The 16,933-nt window shown below is 33.9% G+C and carries 16 protein-coding genes; 1 reads left to right on the forward strand and 15 read right to left on the reverse strand.

Going from position 1 to position 16,933, the window contains the following annotated elements:
• The 14 genes from HMPREF2801_RS01875 to HMPREF2801_RS01945 all read right to left on the reverse strand — a co-directional run bounded on the left by HMPREF2801_RS01875 (position 1) and on the right by HMPREF2801_RS01945 (position 14,852).
• Positions 1 to 909 (reverse strand): PfkB family carbohydrate kinase, encoded by a 909-nt coding sequence (locus HMPREF2801_RS01875; protein WP_070610312.1) that lies wholly within the window; start codon positions 907 to 909, stop codon positions 1 to 3.
• 4 nt (positions 910 to 913) lie between these two features.
• Positions 914 to 2,578, reverse strand: a complete 1,665-nt coding sequence (locus HMPREF2801_RS01880) for a phospho-sugar mutase (RefSeq protein WP_070610313.1) — start codon at positions 2,576 to 2,578, stop codon at positions 914 to 916.
• A gap of 2 nt (positions 2,579 to 2,580) precedes the next feature.
• Complete coding sequence (gene ybaK / locus HMPREF2801_RS01885; protein WP_019124273.1) at positions 2,581 to 3,051, reverse strand: Cys-tRNA(Pro) deacylase; 471 nt, start codon at positions 3,049 to 3,051, stop codon at positions 2,581 to 2,583.
• Positions 3,052 to 3,156: 105 nt separating this feature from the next.
• Positions 3,157 to 3,870 carry an aminotransferase class IV gene (locus HMPREF2801_RS01890; RefSeq protein WP_070610314.1) on the reverse strand — a complete coding sequence of 238 codons (714 nt, stop codon included), beginning with the start codon at positions 3,868 to 3,870 and terminating at the stop codon, positions 3,157 to 3,159.
• Positions 3,854 to 4,639 carry a 3-deoxy-7-phosphoheptulonate synthase gene (aroF, locus tag HMPREF2801_RS01895; RefSeq protein ID WP_070610315.1) on the reverse strand — a complete coding sequence of 262 codons (786 nt, stop codon included), beginning with the start codon at positions 4,637 to 4,639 and terminating at the stop codon, positions 3,854 to 3,856. Before aroF ends, HMPREF2801_RS01890 begins: the two co-directional genes overlap by 17 nt.
• The gene (gene pabB / locus HMPREF2801_RS01900; RefSeq protein ID WP_083303696.1) at positions 4,639 to 6,651 is read right to left on the reverse strand and encodes an aminodeoxychorismate synthase component I; all 2,013 of its coding nucleotides are present in this window, start codon (positions 6,649 to 6,651) and stop codon (positions 4,639 to 4,641) included. Before pabB ends, aroF begins: the two co-directional genes overlap by 1 nt.
• Positions 6,648 to 7,088: a type II 3-dehydroquinate dehydratase gene (gene aroQ / locus HMPREF2801_RS01905; protein ID WP_070610317.1), complete on the reverse strand. Its 441-nt coding sequence runs from the start codon at positions 7,086 to 7,088 to the stop codon at positions 6,648 to 6,650. The genes pabB and aroQ overlap by 4 nt, the downstream gene beginning before the upstream one ends.
• The gene (locus tag HMPREF2801_RS01910; RefSeq protein WP_070610318.1) at positions 7,069 to 8,577 is read right to left on the reverse strand and encodes a shikimate kinase; all 1,509 of its coding nucleotides are present in this window, start codon (positions 8,575 to 8,577) and stop codon (positions 7,069 to 7,071) included. Before HMPREF2801_RS01910 ends, aroQ begins: the two co-directional genes overlap by 20 nt.
• Entirely contained in the window at positions 8,574 to 9,659 is a 1,086-nt protein-coding gene (gene aroC / locus HMPREF2801_RS01915) for a chorismate synthase (protein ID WP_070610319.1), read from the reverse strand. Before aroC ends, HMPREF2801_RS01910 begins: the two co-directional genes overlap by 4 nt.
• On the reverse strand, positions 9,649 to 10,884 hold the full coding sequence (locus HMPREF2801_RS01920) for a 3-phosphoshikimate 1-carboxyvinyltransferase (protein WP_070610320.1): 1,236 nt from the start codon (positions 10,882 to 10,884) through the stop codon (positions 9,649 to 9,651). Before HMPREF2801_RS01920 ends, aroC begins: the two co-directional genes overlap by 11 nt.
• On the reverse strand, positions 10,877 to 11,920 hold the full coding sequence (gene aroB, locus HMPREF2801_RS01925; protein ID WP_070610321.1) for a 3-dehydroquinate synthase: 1,044 nt from the start codon (positions 11,918 to 11,920) through the stop codon (positions 10,877 to 10,879). The genes HMPREF2801_RS01920 and aroB overlap by 8 nt, the downstream gene beginning before the upstream one ends.
• Before the next feature lie 405 nt (positions 11,921 to 12,325).
• Complete coding sequence (locus HMPREF2801_RS01935; RefSeq protein ID WP_070610323.1) at positions 12,326 to 13,117, reverse strand: metal ABC transporter permease; 792 nt, start codon at positions 13,115 to 13,117, stop codon at positions 12,326 to 12,328.
• Positions 13,117 to 13,776, reverse strand: coding sequence for a metal ABC transporter ATP-binding protein (locus tag HMPREF2801_RS01940; RefSeq protein WP_070610324.1), 660 nt, complete (start codon positions 13,774 to 13,776; stop codon positions 13,117 to 13,119). The genes HMPREF2801_RS01935 and HMPREF2801_RS01940 overlap by 1 nt, the downstream gene beginning before the upstream one ends.
• Positions 13,776 to 14,852, reverse strand: a complete 1,077-nt coding sequence (locus tag HMPREF2801_RS01945) for a metal ABC transporter substrate-binding protein (protein ID WP_070610325.1) — start codon at positions 14,850 to 14,852, stop codon at positions 13,776 to 13,778. The genes HMPREF2801_RS01940 and HMPREF2801_RS01945 overlap by 1 nt, the downstream gene beginning before the upstream one ends.
• A 131-nt stretch (positions 14,853 to 14,983) precedes the next feature.
• Between HMPREF2801_RS01945 and HMPREF2801_RS01950 the strand changes: the two genes are divergently transcribed.
• A complete protein-coding gene (locus HMPREF2801_RS01950; protein ID WP_070610326.1) occupies positions 14,984 to 15,400 on the forward strand; it encodes a Fur family transcriptional regulator in 417 nt (138 codons plus the stop codon).
• Positions 15,401 to 15,572: 172 nt separating this feature from the next.
• On the opposite strand, the gene HMPREF2801_RS01955 is transcribed toward HMPREF2801_RS01950, so the two are convergent.
• Positions 15,573 to 16,874, reverse strand: a complete 1,302-nt coding sequence (locus tag HMPREF2801_RS01955) for a Na+/H+ antiporter NhaC family protein (RefSeq protein ID WP_070610327.1) — start codon at positions 16,872 to 16,874, stop codon at positions 15,573 to 15,575.
• Between the last annotated feature and the right edge of the window lie 59 nt (positions 16,875 to 16,933).

Here is a 16,933-nt window from a genome sequence, read left to right on the forward strand (position 1 = left end):
TTAAATTTCTTCAACTTCAACGCTATTCATAATCTTTTTAATAGCGCTCATTTCAATTACATCTTTTTCAACAAAATTTTCCCATACTCCACAGGCTATTGCAAGCTTTATTGAAGTGATAAAATCGTAATCTCTGTCAAGAGCCATGGCAAGACCTGCAAGAGAAAGTTCTGTGTCAAATTTTTCTGTCAATTCTTTTCTTCCCAATTTTTCCTTATTGACATAGGCCCTATAATTTTTATCCTCTGTGGAAATTATTGTGGCTCTCTTGCTATTGACAAGGACAATTTTAGCTCCAGCTTGAATAAATTTTTTGTTGTAGTTAATAACTTCGCCAGTGTAATTAATATTTTTTTCCTTTTCAATGTCATCCTTCTCAAAGACCAAAATATAGGGATTAGTCTTTTCCATTGCTTGAAGATTTTTTGGATTTACGGCAACTTTTATATTGTTTTTAAAACAAATTGTAATAAGTCGATGGTAAATCTCATCATCAAGTCCAAGTAAATCAATTTTTGGAATTACTGCAATTTTTTTGTTATAAAGGGCTCTTTCAAAGGAATTTAAAATGTCGTTCCTGTCCTCCATAGTGATTCTAGGATCTTGAGTCTTATAATCTTTTACAAAATCAGCGCCTCTTATTATAACTTCTTCAACATTTTCATCCTTGAGGGCAGTATAATTTACATCAATGCCAAGTCGGCTTAGGCTGAGAGCAATTTCTCTACCCCTAGTGCTTCCCTTTAGCATAAAAACTTCTGAATCCACGCCAAGTTTTTTTGCAAAAAGAGACATGTAAAGACCCTTGCCGCCGGGATAAATTTTTGAGCTTTCAATTATATTTTCTGTCTCATTATTTAATTTAAATTCTCTAACAATTTTTGGGTTAAAATCACAAAATAGTATCATTAAATCACCTGCTTGCTTGGATTTTTTCCATTATTTCTTCTTTCATTGCCCTTATCTTTCTTTTCGCTTCCTCTTTATCTTCAGAAACTGCATAGGCATAAATTTTTAATTTTGGCTCAGTGCCTGATGGTCTTAAGGCAAACCAAGTTTCTTCGCCAAAATAAAATTTTAATAAATCTTGTGGATTTTCCTCGTCCTCTATATAGTCAACTTTTTTCTTTAGGTCGCCAATTTTTTCAAAGCCTTCAATCTTTCTAAAATCATCCATGATTTTTTTCATGATTTCTTTACCATCTTTGCCTTCAAAATAAACTGAGTCTAAAAATTCTTCATAATAACCATATTTTTTATAAATTTCTTCCAGATAATCTTTTATTTTTAAATTTCTCTTCTTAAGGTAGCCTGCCAGCTCTGCCACAATCATTGATGTGCCAATGGCATCCTTGTCTCTTATGTGGTCGCCAATTACATAGCCAATGGACTCTTCGTAGCCAAAGATAAAATTCTTCTCGCCAGTTTCATCCCAAATATTTGGAAGCTTGCAAATATTTTTGAAGCCCGTTAAGGTTTCAAAGACTTCTACACCATAGTCTGCAGCAATTTTTTTAATCAAATCTGCAGTTACAAGAGTCTTAACTATGGCTCCATTTTCTATATTTTTATCCTTAATTCTTTCCAAAATAAAGTTTCCAAGGATAAAGCCCATTTGATTGCCAGTGATTCTAAAAATTTCTTCGCCCATTTCCATTACAGCCACCCTATCTGAATCAGGGTCTGTTGCAATAATTATGTCGGCATTTTCTTTTTTTGCAAGTTCTATTGCCCTGTCAAAGGCCCTTGGGTCTTCTGGGTTTGGATTTGTCACATTGGTGAAGTCTCCGTCAGGATTTTCTTGGTCAGGAACAACATAAACATTTTTAAAAGCTCGAAGGTCTAAAATTTTTCTCACATACTTATTGCCGCAGCCACTTAGTGGAGTGTAGACAATTCTTATTTCCTTGTCCACATCATCAGTAAGAGTGTGTTTTAATGTATTTCTGTAAAAAGATTTAGTGACCCTATCTCCAAGGAATTTTATATTCTCATATTCGCCTAATTTTTTTAAGCTGGCAAAATCAAAATCTAAGATGTCAATTTTTTGTGATTCTGCTTCCACCTCATCAGCAATGTCTGATAAAATTTGTGAGCCCTTTTCCCAATAAAGTTTAAAGCCATTGTAATTTTTTGGATTGTGAGAGGCTGTAATCATTATGCCAGAAATAGTTTTTAAATACCTAATTGCATAGGCAAGAAGTGGCGTTGGAACAATGCCTGGGAAGAGGTAAACCTTAATGCCCTTTTCTGCCAAAATTTTTGCAGTTAAAATTGAAAATTCGTAGGAGTAATGCCTTATGTCACGACCTATTACCACTCCTCTTTTCTTTGCATCTTCGCCAATGCTGTCGATTAAATTAGCAAGAGCAAGAGCTGTTCTTCCTACAGTTAAATAATTCATGCGATTTGTGCCTGCACCTAGAATGCCACGAAGCCCTGCTGTGCCAAATTCTAAATCCTTATAAAACCTGTCTTCAATTTCTTCATCATTATCTTTAATATCTAAAAGTTCTCGCTTCAAATTTTCATCTAAATTTTCACTTGCAAGCCATTTTTCATAAATATCTCTGTACATACTTACTCCTTTTTAATATCAGAAAATTCTCCATCAATTGCAGAAATTAATTCCTTGGGATTGACTTTAATTTGCATGCCAACCTTTCCTCCGCTAACATAAAAGTAATCTAAGTCCTCTGCTGATAAGTCTATAAAAGTTTTAAAAGATTTTTTCATGCCAACAGGAGAACAACCTCCGTGAACATAACCAGTCAGTGGAAGAAGTTTTTTTTGTGGAATCATTTCAATTTTTTTGGAATCCGATGCCTTCGCTGCCTTTTTTAAATCAAGTTCACTGGAAACGGGAACGACAAAGACATAATGCTCGCCATCCTTTGCTTCTGTGACAAGAGTTTTAAAGACCCTATTTTTGTCTTCTCCCAATTTTTCTGCAACATCTACTCCGCCAATTCCGTCCTTAGTTGAGTATTCGATTATTTCAAAATTTATATTTTCCCCTTCAAGGATTCTCATTGCATTTGTTTTTTTCATAAAATCACCTTTTCATCTACTTTAATTTTACAACAAAAAAGAATTTTCTTCATCTATTTAATCTTCTTCTTTAGCAAATTAAAAAAGACTGGTCTCGCCAGTCTCTTAAAATCCATAAATTTTTAATTTTTCTTGAATGTCCCTTGTCTTGTCTCTGCCAGTAAATTTTATTTCGTCAATTGCTTTGACATTTCTCACGCCCATCAAGGAATTTGAAATAAAACACTCATCAAAGCCTATTAAATCTTTGGCGCAAATTTTTTCTTCATTAATTTCAAAATTTTCAAGGAGGAAATCTCTCATAGTTCCCCTTAAAAGTCCTGAAGAAATTTCTGGAGTAAAGATTTTATGATCTCTCACGAAAAAAATATTTGCAAAAGAAGTCTCACAAACCTCATCCTTTTCATTTAAAAAAAGGGCTGAGTCATAGCCACTTTCAAGAGCCAACCTGTGCTCCAAAATATTTTCATAGTAACAGAGGCTCTTGTGATAAATTATTTTTGAAGTGCTATTTCTTCTAAGCTTAGAAATTTTTAAGCTAACCCTTTTATTTTCACCTCTGTAATTGTCCTTGCGACTTGTCAAAATAAAATTCTCATCAGAAACTATAAGCTTTAGGGCAAAATTTTTCTCTTTTGAATTTTTTATATAGTCATAAATTTTTTCCTCATCAATTTCTCTTTCAATTCCAAAAAATTTTAAAGACTTTTTTAATCGCTCTAAATGTTTTTCTAAAAAGAGAGGGTCGCCATCCACTACTTTTATAGTTTCAAAGGCGCCCTTGCCAAAGGAAAATCCATCATCAAATTCTATTTTCATTAAATTCTCCTAGGAACTTTGCAATTTTTTCATAAGTCTCGTAGTCAATAGTTTGCTGTCCATCACTTTTTGCCAGGTCAGGATTTTCATGAACTTCAATCATGACTCCATCAAGACCAAGGGCAAGTGTTGCCCTAACCATGGGCTCAATAAAGTCTCGCCTGCCAGTGCCATGACTTGGGTCTATTATAACTGGATAGCCAGTCTTTTCTTTTATATAATAGGCTCCTGCAAAATCAAGAGTGTTCCTAAGCTCAGTCTCAAAGGTCCTTATGCCTCTCTCACAAAAAATTATATTTTCATTTCCCTCAGCTTCAATATATTTTGCAGCCATTTCCCATTCTCTAAGAGTTGCAGAAAAACTTCTCTTTAAAATTATTGGCTTCATAGTTTTTCCAACTTTTTTTAAAAGAGCATAGTTATACATATTGCGAGAGCCAATTTGAAAGGCATCTACATAGTCCACCATGGCATCAACATGGTCTTCGCTTAAGACTTCTGTAACTATGGGTAGATTTGTCTTATCAGATGCTTCCTTTAAATATTTTACAGCTTCAAAGCCAATCCCTTGAAAATCAAAGGGACTTGTCCTTGGTTTAAAGGCTCCACCTCTTAGAATATCTATGCCCCTTGCCTTTAAGGCTTTTGCTTCTTCAATAATATGTTCTCGAGATTCAATGGAGCAGGGCCCAGCAATAATTATTGGCTTGCCTCCTCCCACATTTACATCTCTAATTTTTACAATTTTCCCTTTACTCATTTCACTCATTATCCTTTGCTTCCCTCAATGTCTATCTCATCAAAATTATTGTAATAAGCTCCTAGTGCATTGAGAGACCCCTTTGCCTTTAAGACAATTTCCTCAAATTCTTCTTCTGCATCTGATAGAAGAATTATGGCTCCACCTACTCCAAGAGTCGCCCTGTCTTCTTCTATAAGGGCAGTTCTTATGACAATATTAAAATCCATTGTAGAATTATTTGATATAAAACCGATTGTGCCTGAATAAATCCCGCGAGGATAATTTTCTAACTCGTCAATGATTTCCAGTGTGCGTTTTTTTGGCGCACCTGTCATAGACCCACCTGGAAAAGTGTTTTTCAGCACATCAATTATATCAACATCCTCTTTAATTTTTCCCGAAACTGTAGTCACAAGTTGGTGGAGAGTTTTATAGGTCTCAACATCCATTAACTTCGGCACTTCAACTGAACCAATCTCACAAAATTTACCCAAATCGTTTCTAAGTAAATCTACAATCATTAAATTTTCAGATTTAGTCTTCTCTTCATTTCTAAGTTTATCAATAAGTTTTTGATCTTCTTCTAAGCTATCTCCTCTTCTAATAGTACCCTTAATTGGCTTTGTCGTCACAATTTTATTTTTATCCACCTTTATAAATCTCTCCATGGAAGATGAGGCAATTTTTATCTCATCTAGGGGCAAGAAGGCAGAATATTGTCCTGGGCTTTTTCCTCGAAGATTCATGTAATACTTTTTGCCATCAAGTTTATCATAGATGTCTAAGCGATTTGTAAGACATACTTCGTAGGTCTCTCCCTGGCAAATTAAGTCTTTTATCTTTTTTATATCCTCTAGATAAGTTTTCTTGTCCTTTACAAATTTTAATTTTGGAAAATCTTTTTTGCTTGTATCTTTATTTTTTTCTTCAAAATTTTCTTCCAAAATATTTTTTATATCTTTAATCCAATCTTTGTCCTCTCGGCAAGATAGGATGTAGAGCTTTTCATCTCTGTGGTCGTAAACAAGAGCCCTGTCGCAATATTTAAAGTAAGCGTCTGGATAGTCGTAGGAATTTTTATTTTTGACCTTTTCTGTGTCTTTTTTTAATTCATAACCCAAGTAGCCAATATAGCCCAATTGAAAATCAAAGGGAAGTGATCCCTTGTAAGTCCATCTCTTTCGATTTTCTCTTAAATAAGTGAAGATGTCAGTATTAAAGCTTTCCTTTTCTCTTCCATCAAGAAAGGTTTTTTCTACAAGACTTTTGTCCACGTCATACTTTATTGTGTGAGCCTTTGGACCTTGCAAGCCAAAAATTGAAAACCTTGAAAGACCTTCTTCCACCTTGCTGGAGTCCAGCCAAAGAGTTTTATGGTCATATTTATAAAGTTTTTCATAAATATTTTTTGTATCAAAACTTTTATCAATTATTTCATAATAAAGCTGGTCTTCCTTATAAAAATCTCTGCAAATATTTATAAAATTTTCAATTAATTTTTCGCCGCATTCACTTGTTATGGATTCAGGATGAAATTGAAGGCCATAGATTGGCTTAGTCTTATGAGAAATTGCCATGACTACTCCATCAGGAGTCCTTGCATCAATATTTATATTTTCAAGTTCCTTATCCTGGCAAGTTAGTGAGTGATATCTTGTTACCACAAAATTATTTTTAATTCCCTTAAATAAATTCTTGCCATTGTGAATGACCGGGCTAAGTCTGCCGTGCATGGGTTCACTTGCCCTTAAAATTTTGCCGCCATTATAATAATAAATTCCCTGATGACCTAGGCAAATTCCCAAAATTGGCTTGTCAAGTTTTTCAATGATGTCTTTACACACACCAAAGTCCTTTTCCTTATCAGGGCTGCCTGGACCTGGAGAAATAATTACATTGTCAAAGTCTAAATCTAAAATTTCCTCATAAGTCATCTGGTCATTTTTTATTACAAGAGCTTCTGTGCCACTGACCTTTCCAATTAACTGATAGAGGTTGTAAGAGTAGGAATCGTAATTGTCAATTATAAGTGATTTCATTTTTGCTCCCCTAAATAATTTTTCAGATATATTATTGCCTTTTTGTAGCCTTCTATTCCATAGCCTTCAAAGGATTTTATAACATAGGGCCTTATAAAATTAACTTGCCTAAAATCTTCACGCTCTGAAACCTTTGAAATGTGAACTTCAACTGTGGGAATGCTGACAGCCTTTAGGGCATCTAAAATTGCCACGCTAGTGTGAGTGTAGCCAGCTGGATTTATAACAATGCCGTCAACTTTTTTGTAGCCAGCTTGAATTTTATCAACAAGATCCCCTTCATGGTTTGATTGAAACTCCTGGATTTCAATATTTTCTTCATGAGCAACTTGGTCTATTAATTTTAACAAATTTTCGTAAGTATCCCTGCCATAAATATTGACTTCGCGAATTCCAAGCATATTCATATTGGGACCATTAATTACTAAAATTTTCATAATTTTTAATTTCCTCCAGAATTTTCTCCAAAGTCTTTTCCTTATCTTCAATAACTTTTATTTTTATATGTGAAATATCTTGGTAAATTTTATTTCTCTCTCCGTACATTTTTTCTAGGGCCTCTAAATCTTTTGAGAGAGGTCTTCCCTCTGTCTCAAGATTTTTTAGGTCCCTGTCTAAATAAATTACAAGTGAGTTCTGCAAAAGAAGGTCTCTATTAATATCCCTTAGGGGTGTGCCGCCACCAGTGGCAATTATTATTCCAGTTTTTTTGGAGAGCTCTTCTAGTACTTTAGTCTCAAGATCCCTAAAATATTTTTCGCCTTTTTTTTCGAAAATCTCTGGGATTTTTCCTTCCCTTTCCTCGATTAATTTATCTGTATCAAAATAAACTCTATTTAATTTTTCTGACAAGAGCCTTGCCATTGTAGTCTTACCGCAGGAAGGCATGCCAACAAGGGCAATATTTTCCATGTCACTTTTAATTTTGAAGTAAATTTTTTCAATTAAAGATTCATCTAATTGTTCATCTAAAAATAGTTCGGCTGCAAAGAAGGCTTGAGCAACTAACATTAAAAGTCCATTCATAGTTTTTATACCAAGCTTCTTCCCATCTAAAATTAATTTTGTATTTAGGGGGTTGTAAATTAAATCAATTACAGCCTCTAGCTTTTTAAAGATTTTTAAGTCCACCTTGCATTCCATATTATTTGGATACATGCCTACTGGACTTGCATTAATAATTATATTAAAGTCAATAAATTTTTCTATGTTGTCGTAATTATTTTCGCCCCTTCTGCTAATGACAACAAGCCTTTTGGCTCCCCTATCAGCTGCAAGTTTTTGAACCATCTTACTTGCACCACCAGAACCTAGAATTAAAATCTTTTTATCTTTCAGGTCAAGGCCAAAATATTTTAAGGAATAATCAAAACCAAGATAATCTGTGTTATAACCAAATAATTCTCCGTCTTTATTTACTATTGTATTAACTGCGCCAATTTCTCTGGCAAGAGGGTCAACCTGGTCTAAATATTTTATAGAAAGTTCCTTGTAGGGAAGGGTAACATTTATTCCCCTAAAATTTTTCTTTTCAAAAAAACCTTCCACTTCATTTTGTTTTAAATTTTTTAAATTGTAGTCATATCTTCCAAATAATTGGTGAATTTCCTTGGATTTGCTGTGAGACAAACTTTCGCCAATAAGTCCAAACTTAAAATTTTCATTTTTAACTCTCGAAATTATTTTTTTGCTTTCCTTAAAAATTTCACCATAAATTGGCTTTATGGCATCTTTAAATTCTGGAGCAATTTTATTTTCCAAGTTTTTTATAACTTGGTCTTCCCGACCCGAGTCTTCTGTTTTTAAATTATTATTCAATTTAAGAATTCCAATCTCCTTGGAAATTTCCATTCGCTTTTCTAAAAGATGGACAATTTGTGAATCAATTTCGTCCAAATTTTTTCTTGACTCATCTAAATTTTTCATCTTTCACCTTCCATTACTAAGTCTAAAATTGCAATAGCAGTAATCATTTCAATGGCAACTAGGGCTCTAGGCACAATTGAAGGGTCATGTCTTCCCACAATTTCTAGGTCTACATTTTTTTTATCTCTTAGTGATATGGTACTTTGTCTCTTCCCAATGGAGCTCGTAGGCTTCACTGCTGTCCTAAAAATTATGGGCATGCCACTTGAAAGACCACCAATTATACCACCATGATTGTTGGTTCTTGTCTTTACTTCTCCATTTTCATAATAGTATTCATCATTGTGACTGCTCCCCCACATTTTTGCTGCCTCAAATCCAGAGCCAAATTCAATTCCTCTTATGCCGGGAACAGAAAAAACTGCGTGAGAAATTACTGACTCAAGAGAATCAAAAAAGGGCTCGCCAATGCCCACTGGCATATTTAAAATAAAAGTCTCAACAATTCCGCCAAGGGAATCTCCCTCTTCCTTTGCCCTTAAAATTTCTTCCTGCATTTTTTCCCTTGCTGAATCTTCAAAAACTGGGAAGTCTTCATTTTTTAAATCGTAAAGTTTTTCTTCGCCAATATCATTTAAATTTATGTCAATGTCACTTGCTTCGCCTAGGCTTTTTATCCTAGAGTAAATTTTTATGCCCCTCTTTAAAAGTAAATCTTCAGCAATAGAACCTGCAATGACTATGGGAGCAGTCATCCTGCCAGAAAATTGTCCGCCGCCTCTTATGTCGTTAAAGCCCTTGAATTTAACATAGGCTGGATAGTCTGCGTGAGATGGGCGCGGCCTGTCCTTTAAGTTTTCGTAGTCCCTGCTTCTTTGGTCCTTGTTCTCAATAATTGCACATATTGGTGCCCCACAAGTTATGCCATCAACTTCTCCACTTAGGATTTTAAAATCGTCATCTTCCTTTCTAGCAGTGGAAAAATTATTCTTGCCAGGTCTTCTTCTCTCAAGGTTTTTTCTTATTAAATCTTTATTTATTTTATATCCAGCACTAATTCCATCAATGACAATTCCAAGATCCTCAGAATGTGACTGACCAAATAATGTTACTTTAAAATTTTTGCCAAAGCTATATGACATTTGTCTTACCTCCTAAAGATTCAAAATCGTCAAAAAAGTTTTTGTAGGATTTTTCCACGCACTGGCTATCATTGACAGTGATTGGACCATCTGCAAAAGTTGCGGCAATAGAGACAGCCATGGCAATTCTGTGGTCATTGTAAGAATTTATTTTTGCTGCCTTAAATTTTTCCACTCCCCTAAAGGAAAAGGAGTCTTCAGATAATTTTACTTCTACTCCCAAATTTTCCAGCATATCTACAGTGCTCTTTACTCTGTCGCTTTCCTTTAACCTTAACCTTTTTATATTTATAACTTCCGTATCTGTATTTGAAAGTGCCGCCATTATTGAAAGAATTGGAACGGCATCGGGCATATTTTTTGCATCTAGAAGAACATTTTTCTTCCCATATCTTATTTTTTTTAGCTGAAATTCATTTTTAGAAATATTAACATAACCCAAGTCCCTTAAAAATTCTAAGGCTCCTCTATCTCCCTGCAGTGAATTTTTATTAAGCCCAAGGACCCTTACTCCAGCTGCCAAGAAAAATAGTGCGTTGCTCCAGTCTTTTTCCACCACATAATTTGTTGGAGAAAACTTTCCCCTGCAAGTGAAAGAATTTTTACCTTCAATTACTTCAACTCCAAAATTTTTCATGACATCTATTGTCATGTCAATGTAGGGCTTTGATTCAGTTTCACTTGTGAGCCTTATATTAAAGTCTTCCTGGCAAAATCCTGATGCAAGCATAAGACCAGAAATAAACTGGGAGCTAATATTTCCTGGAAGAGTGAAATTAAAATCTCTTAGCTTTCCTCTTAAATAAATTGTATCTCCAACTTCTTTAAGATCTACTCCATGCTTGGGAAATTCATGGAAGTAGACAGAGTTAGTTCTTCCAACAAGACTTCCCCTCCTAATGACTTTTGCCTCAAGACCAAGGGCGGCAAGGACTGGTAGCAAAAACCTAAGGGTAGTTCCGCTTTCATTGACATCAATAGTAACTGGTCCAGAGAATTTTTCTGGTGGATTAAAATAAAATTTATTTCCTATTTTTTTTACCCTAACCCCAAGGGCCTTTACGGCGTTAAGAGATGCCTCTATGTCCTTTGAAAGGTCATGAATCTCTATTACAGATTCTCCCCTTGCCAAGGATCCACAAAAAATTGCACGATGGGCATAGGATTTTGATGTAATTGCAGAAATTTCTCCAGATAATTTTTTGTTTTCAATAATTCTATTCATTTTCCTTACCTAAATCAATTATTTTTTTAAGCTCATCAAAAGTAATTTTTTTACTTATAACTTCGCCAATTTTTACTGGAAGAATTACATTTATGAGATTTTTGTTAATCTTCTTGTCGTGCTTTAGAATCTTCAAAATTTCTTCTGTCTCAAAGTCATAAGAAGTTGGAAGATTATATTTTTTAAAGGCTCTTACTAATTCTTTAGAAAAATCTTCTTCCGCAAGCCCCATCTTATAAGCTGCCCTGGCCATATAAATTGTTCCAATGCCAATGCTTTCACCGTGGTTTAGTTTATAATTTGAAAGAGATTCTATGCCATGACCGATAGTGTGACCCAGGTTTAGCTTTTGTCTCTTGCCCCTGTCCCTCTCGTCATCTCTCACAAAGTCAAGCTTAATGTTTAAAGATTTGTAAATAATTTTTTCATAGTCAAGTTTTTTAGCAGACTTTAAATAATCAAAAAACTCCCTATCCCTTAAGACGGAATATTTAAAAATTTCTGCAAGTCCGTTGTTAATATTTCTCTGGTCAAGACTTTCCAAAAAACTGTAATCAATGTGGACATATTTTGGAAAATAAAAGGCGCCAATTTGATTTTTTAAATTCATAAAATTTATGCCATTTTTTCCTCCAACGGAAGAGTCAATCATGGAAAGAAGTGTAGTTGGCACAGAGATAAAGTCAATTCCCCTAAGATAAGTTGCTGCCACAAAACCAGATATGTCGCCAACAACACCGCCACCAAAAGCAATGATTATGTCTCCTCTGTTAAAATTATTTTCCAGCAAAAATTTATTTATACTTATATAAGATTCCATGGACTTGGATTTTTCTCCAGCAGGAAATTTATAAATAAAATAATTTAAGCCATCCATAATATTTTTTAATCTCTCGCTATAAATTCCCAAGACATTTTCGTCAGTTATAACTAAAAATTTTGCGTCTTCATTTTTAAATAAATAGTCCCTTAACTTTTCATCACTTTTATAATCAATATCTATTGTATAATTATTTTCTTTAACTTGAATTTTCATAAAACACTCCTATGCCTTGCTCTCTCTATAATAAAACAAAGATGCCTATAAATAAAGAATCTTCTTAGCTTTAAGTTAAAATATTTTTTACTTTATCTAGATATCATTGAAAAGTTTCGCCCCTTAGATTAAAATTAATATGAGGTGATTATATGAGCGATTATGCTAATTATTTATTTAGAGAGTTTTTAATTATTTTATTACCTTTTTTTCCTATAATACTCGCAAAACTAGGCTTTTCTGATTTTAAAAAAACCTTTAAAAAAGAATATTATATTATTACATATCTCTGTACTGTTATAGCTTTCATTGTTTTTGTTTTTTGCATTTGTTTATATAATCTTGGAATATATATATAATTTAAATAAATCAAATAAAGAGTGGGGACACATGGCATCCTCACTCTTATTTTTTCTTTATTAAAAGTATAATCGTTAAAAATAAAACTCCAATTAATACAATTGCCCCGCCTGGTTTAAGTCCAATATAAAAAGATGCTACGAGACCTGTTATTGTAAAAATAAAACCAAAGACTGATGCCAGTATAGTTGTCTTTAGATAGCCTAGCTTAAACTGCATGGCTGATGCCACGGGCACTACCATTAGTGATGATATAATTAAAATCCCAACAGTTCTTGCAGAGACAGAAATTGTAACTGCAATTAGGATCATAAAGATTAAATTCACCCTATCAACATTTACTCCTGATAATCTCGCCGATGACTCGTCAAAGGAAATATACATGAGGTCAGTAAAAAGATAGAAAAATAAAATAAATACCACAAGAGAAACTATTAAGATCAAATAAAAATCAAATTCTGGTATGGCAATTATAGAGCCGAAAAGGTATTCTTCGAAGTTGGCACTTGTCTTTACAAAGCCAGAAAAAAGTGATGCAAGACCAATGCCCGTACTCATTAAAATTGCAGAGGAAATTTCTTGATAACCAGGAAATTTCGTCCTCACATATTCCAAAAATAAAGAGCCGAGAACACACAAGACTAGGGCTCCAAGAACTGGCGAAGTTGAAGTAATTAGTCCCAGCATTACACCAGCAAGGGACACATGGGATAGGGCATCTCCTATTACAGAAATCTTTTTATTGACAACTACAACGCCCATGCAGGGGATGATTATTGACAAGAAGGCTCCCACTATTAGTGCCTTTATCATGTATGAATATTGAAAGATTTCCATTATTTCACTTCCCTAATTTTCTCGTCTTTTATCTCAAAAACTTTATTTACATTTTCTTCCACTTCTTCAAGATTGTGTGTGATCATTAAAATTGTAATGTTGTGCTCTCTGTTAATGTGGCTCAAAAGATGAAATAGTGACTCCTTGGACTCTCTATCCACACCAGTCATGGGCTCATCTAAAATTAAAAACTCAGGTGTGGCTACAAGGGTCTTGGCAATTAAAACTCTCTGCCTTTGGCCACCAGATAATTCTGTATAAAGTCTATCCTTATATTTTTCCATGCCAACAAGCTTTAGAGCACTTGTAATTTTTTCTCTGTCATAAGCTTTTAATTTTCTAAAGCCCTTGTTCTTTGGATAAAGTGCAAGAGACAATAATTCTTCCACTGTTATTGGAAATTCCAAAGAAGATGGGACAGATAGTTGTGGCACATAGCCAATGTCCTTTAATCCATTTTTTGTATAAAAAGAAACAGTGCCGGTAAGTGGTTTAAGTTGATTTAAAATCAGCTTAACTAAAGTCGACTTTCCGGCACCGTTAGAACCTATAAGGGCGATATAGTCGCCCCTATAGACATCAAAATTTATATCATCTAAAACTAAGTCATCGCTGTATTTAAAGCTTAGATTTTTGATTTCTAACAATTTTTCCTTCACTATTTTAAAGCACCTACTAAATTTTCTAAATTTTCTTCCATGATGCTAAAATAATCTGCCTTATTTTTTATTTGTTCTTCGCTTAATCCTTCAATTGGTGAAAGGACTTTCACAACGCATCCCGTTTCATCGGCAATAATTTTTGAAACCTTTGGATCAATTAACTCTTCTGTGAAAATAGTTGTGATTTTATTTTCTTTAACATAGTTAATTATCTCAGCCATTTTCTTTGCATCTGGCTCAGTTTCTGCATTTACACCCTTTATACCAATTTGAGTCAAATTGTAGTCCTTGCATAAGTATCCATAAGCTTCGTGGCTAACTACAATAGTCTTATTTGGAAGAGCGCTTAATTGTTCAGAATATTTTGCATCAAGTTCATCTAACATTTTAGCATATTTTTGGTAATTTGACTCATAATAATCTGCATTTTCTTTGTCAAGTTCCACTAAAGCATTCTTTATATTTTCCATTTCAATTTTTGCATTCTTTGGTGAAATCCAAACATGGGGATCCATTGGTCCATGGTGGTGACCTTCATGTTCATGATCCTCTTCATGAGCTTCGTGATTGTGATTGTTTTCAGCTGCTTCATGATTGTGGTCGTGATTTTCTTCAGCTGCATCATGATTGTGATTGTGATTTTCTTCAGCCCCTTGGTGGTCATGATCTTCATCTTCGTGGTCATGACTTGACTTAATAAGGTCTACACCCTCTGAGGCTTCCACTACTTTTAAATCTTTATTTGATAGAGAATCAATGACCTTATCAGTCCAAGATTCAAGGCCTGCACCATTGTATATAAACAAATCTGCACTTTCTAAATTTTTAATGGCCTTAGTATCTGGTTCCCATCCATGAGGTTCAGTACCTTGTGGCATTACCATCTCAACATCAAGCTTGTCGCCAGCAATCTTTTTGGCAAAGTCATACATTGGATAAACTGAAGCATAAACCTTTAGTCCTTCCTTATTTTCTGTATCTTTTCCAGCATCCTTTGTTTCTGCTCCTTTAGAACAGCCTGAGAATAAAACTATTCCCGCTAATAAAAATAATATTTTCTTAATATTTTTCATTTTTCTTTTTTCCTCCTAAACAATAATGATTTCCATTAATTATTATAGCAAAAATTTTTCATTTTTAAAGTAATTTTTTAAATTAAATAAATTTTGATATAATACTTATAAGATTGAAAGCAGGTGAATTTTTGAAAAATTTTGAAGATATATTAAAGAAAAATAACTTAAAGGTAACTAAGGGAAGGCTTGCCCTTTTGGATCTTCTATATAATTCTCATGTACCCATGAATACAGAGGAAATTTTTGAAGCTGTGGACAAAAAATCTCTGCCTAGCTTCACTTCCCTTTATAGGATGCTAAATGAACTTACTGATAAAAATATTTTGAAGAAAAACTTGTATCACAATGGGCTTTATTATTTTGAATTTGCAAATATGGGCCACAGACACTACATAGTTTGTGACAAGTGCGGCAAAATTTCTGCCATAGAAAATTGTCCAATTTCAGATTTTGAAAAAATCGCTGAAGAAGAAACTGGCTACACTGTGACAAATCACATTGTAGAACTTCGTGGCATCTGTCCTGACTGCCAAAAAGATATATAAACCACATTGTGGAATGCTATTCACATGGCAAAATATTTCTTTACTTTTTCCATGACGGAGTTATAATATATTTAGTAAAATAAAAATTTATTTTACATCCTTTACTTATATTTTGATAAAAGAAGAGGCTTCTGTTCACCCCGCAGAAGCCTCTTTGTCTTTGTTATCCATATTAAATTAAAGTTGTTACAAAACCACCTATTAAAATCAAAGGTATTCCATAAAAAATAAATTGTGGAACACAAGTATCCTTTATGTGATCATGTTGACCATCTACTGAAAGTCCAGATGTTGGTCCAAGAGTTGTATCAGATGCTGGTGAACCTGCATCGCCACAAACTGCTGCAATTGTAACAAGTAAAATCGTTGCTGGAATTGAGTATCCAAGGCTAACTGCTATTGGTACATAAATTGCAGAAATAATTGGAACTGTTCCAAAAGATGTTCCTATTCCTAGGGTAATCATAAGTCCTAAAAGAATCATTACATAGGATGCTACAAGTTTTGATCCTCCAAGTAGAGATGTTGCAAATTGAACTAAATCATTAACTGCTCCAGTTCTTATGAGTACATTTGCATATCCTGCTGCAATTAACATAACAAAGGCGATAAAGCCCATCATATTTATTCCGCCATCTAGCATTTTTTGAATATCTTTCCATTTTATAACTCTAGTAACTACTATAAATATTAGGCCTACCAAAGCTCCTAATGGAAGTGATTCAGTGAATATTTGCACTACAACAGTAATAACTCCTGATAAAAGAACAAGAATATGCTTTTTCTCCAACTTGCTTGGAATATCTTTTACATCTTGATCCTTAACATCTTTTTGAGCATATTCTCTATCTCTTGAAAAAAATATCAAACCTGCTACAAGTCCTATAAGCATTATCACTGCAACCATCCAATTTGTTGCAATAACATCCTTTCTCACAATAGAAAGACCTGACCTATTGAATGAATCAACTATTAATCCTTGGAATATTGCACCATATCCAACAGGTATTGCTATATAAGGTGCCTTTAAGCCAAAGCCAAAGGATACAGAAAGCATCTTTCTATTCATTTTCATCTTATTCATATGGGATATTAGTGGCGGTATTAAAATCGGTATAAAAGCTATGTGAATTGGTACTATAGTTTCTGCCGCTATAGCAATAACAATTATAATTGCACATAGTAAAATTTTATTGTCCTTAACTAGCGAACCAATCTTCTTAGCCATTATATCTGCTGCACCAGTTTCTTGCATACAATAAGCCAGTGAACCTAATAGTATATAACTAAGAGCTGTTTCTGCATTATTTCCCATTCCTCCTATGAGAAGTTTCATCGTTTCTGTAATTCCTGTTCCAGAAAAAAGTCCTGCACATACTGCTGAAATCATCAGCGAGAAAAATACAGGGACTTTTGCTAAACATAAGGCTGCCAAAATAATTACTGACAGCACAACTGCATTTGTAAAAATCATTTTTCTCTCCTCTTCTTTCTAATTTCCTTTTACCCCTTTTATACATTTTAATCTAATTT

Source organism: Peptoniphilus sp. HMSC062D09 (assembly GCF_001811425.1).
Taxonomy (GTDB): Bacteria; Bacillota; Clostridia; order Tissierellales; family Peptoniphilaceae; genus Peptoniphilus_A.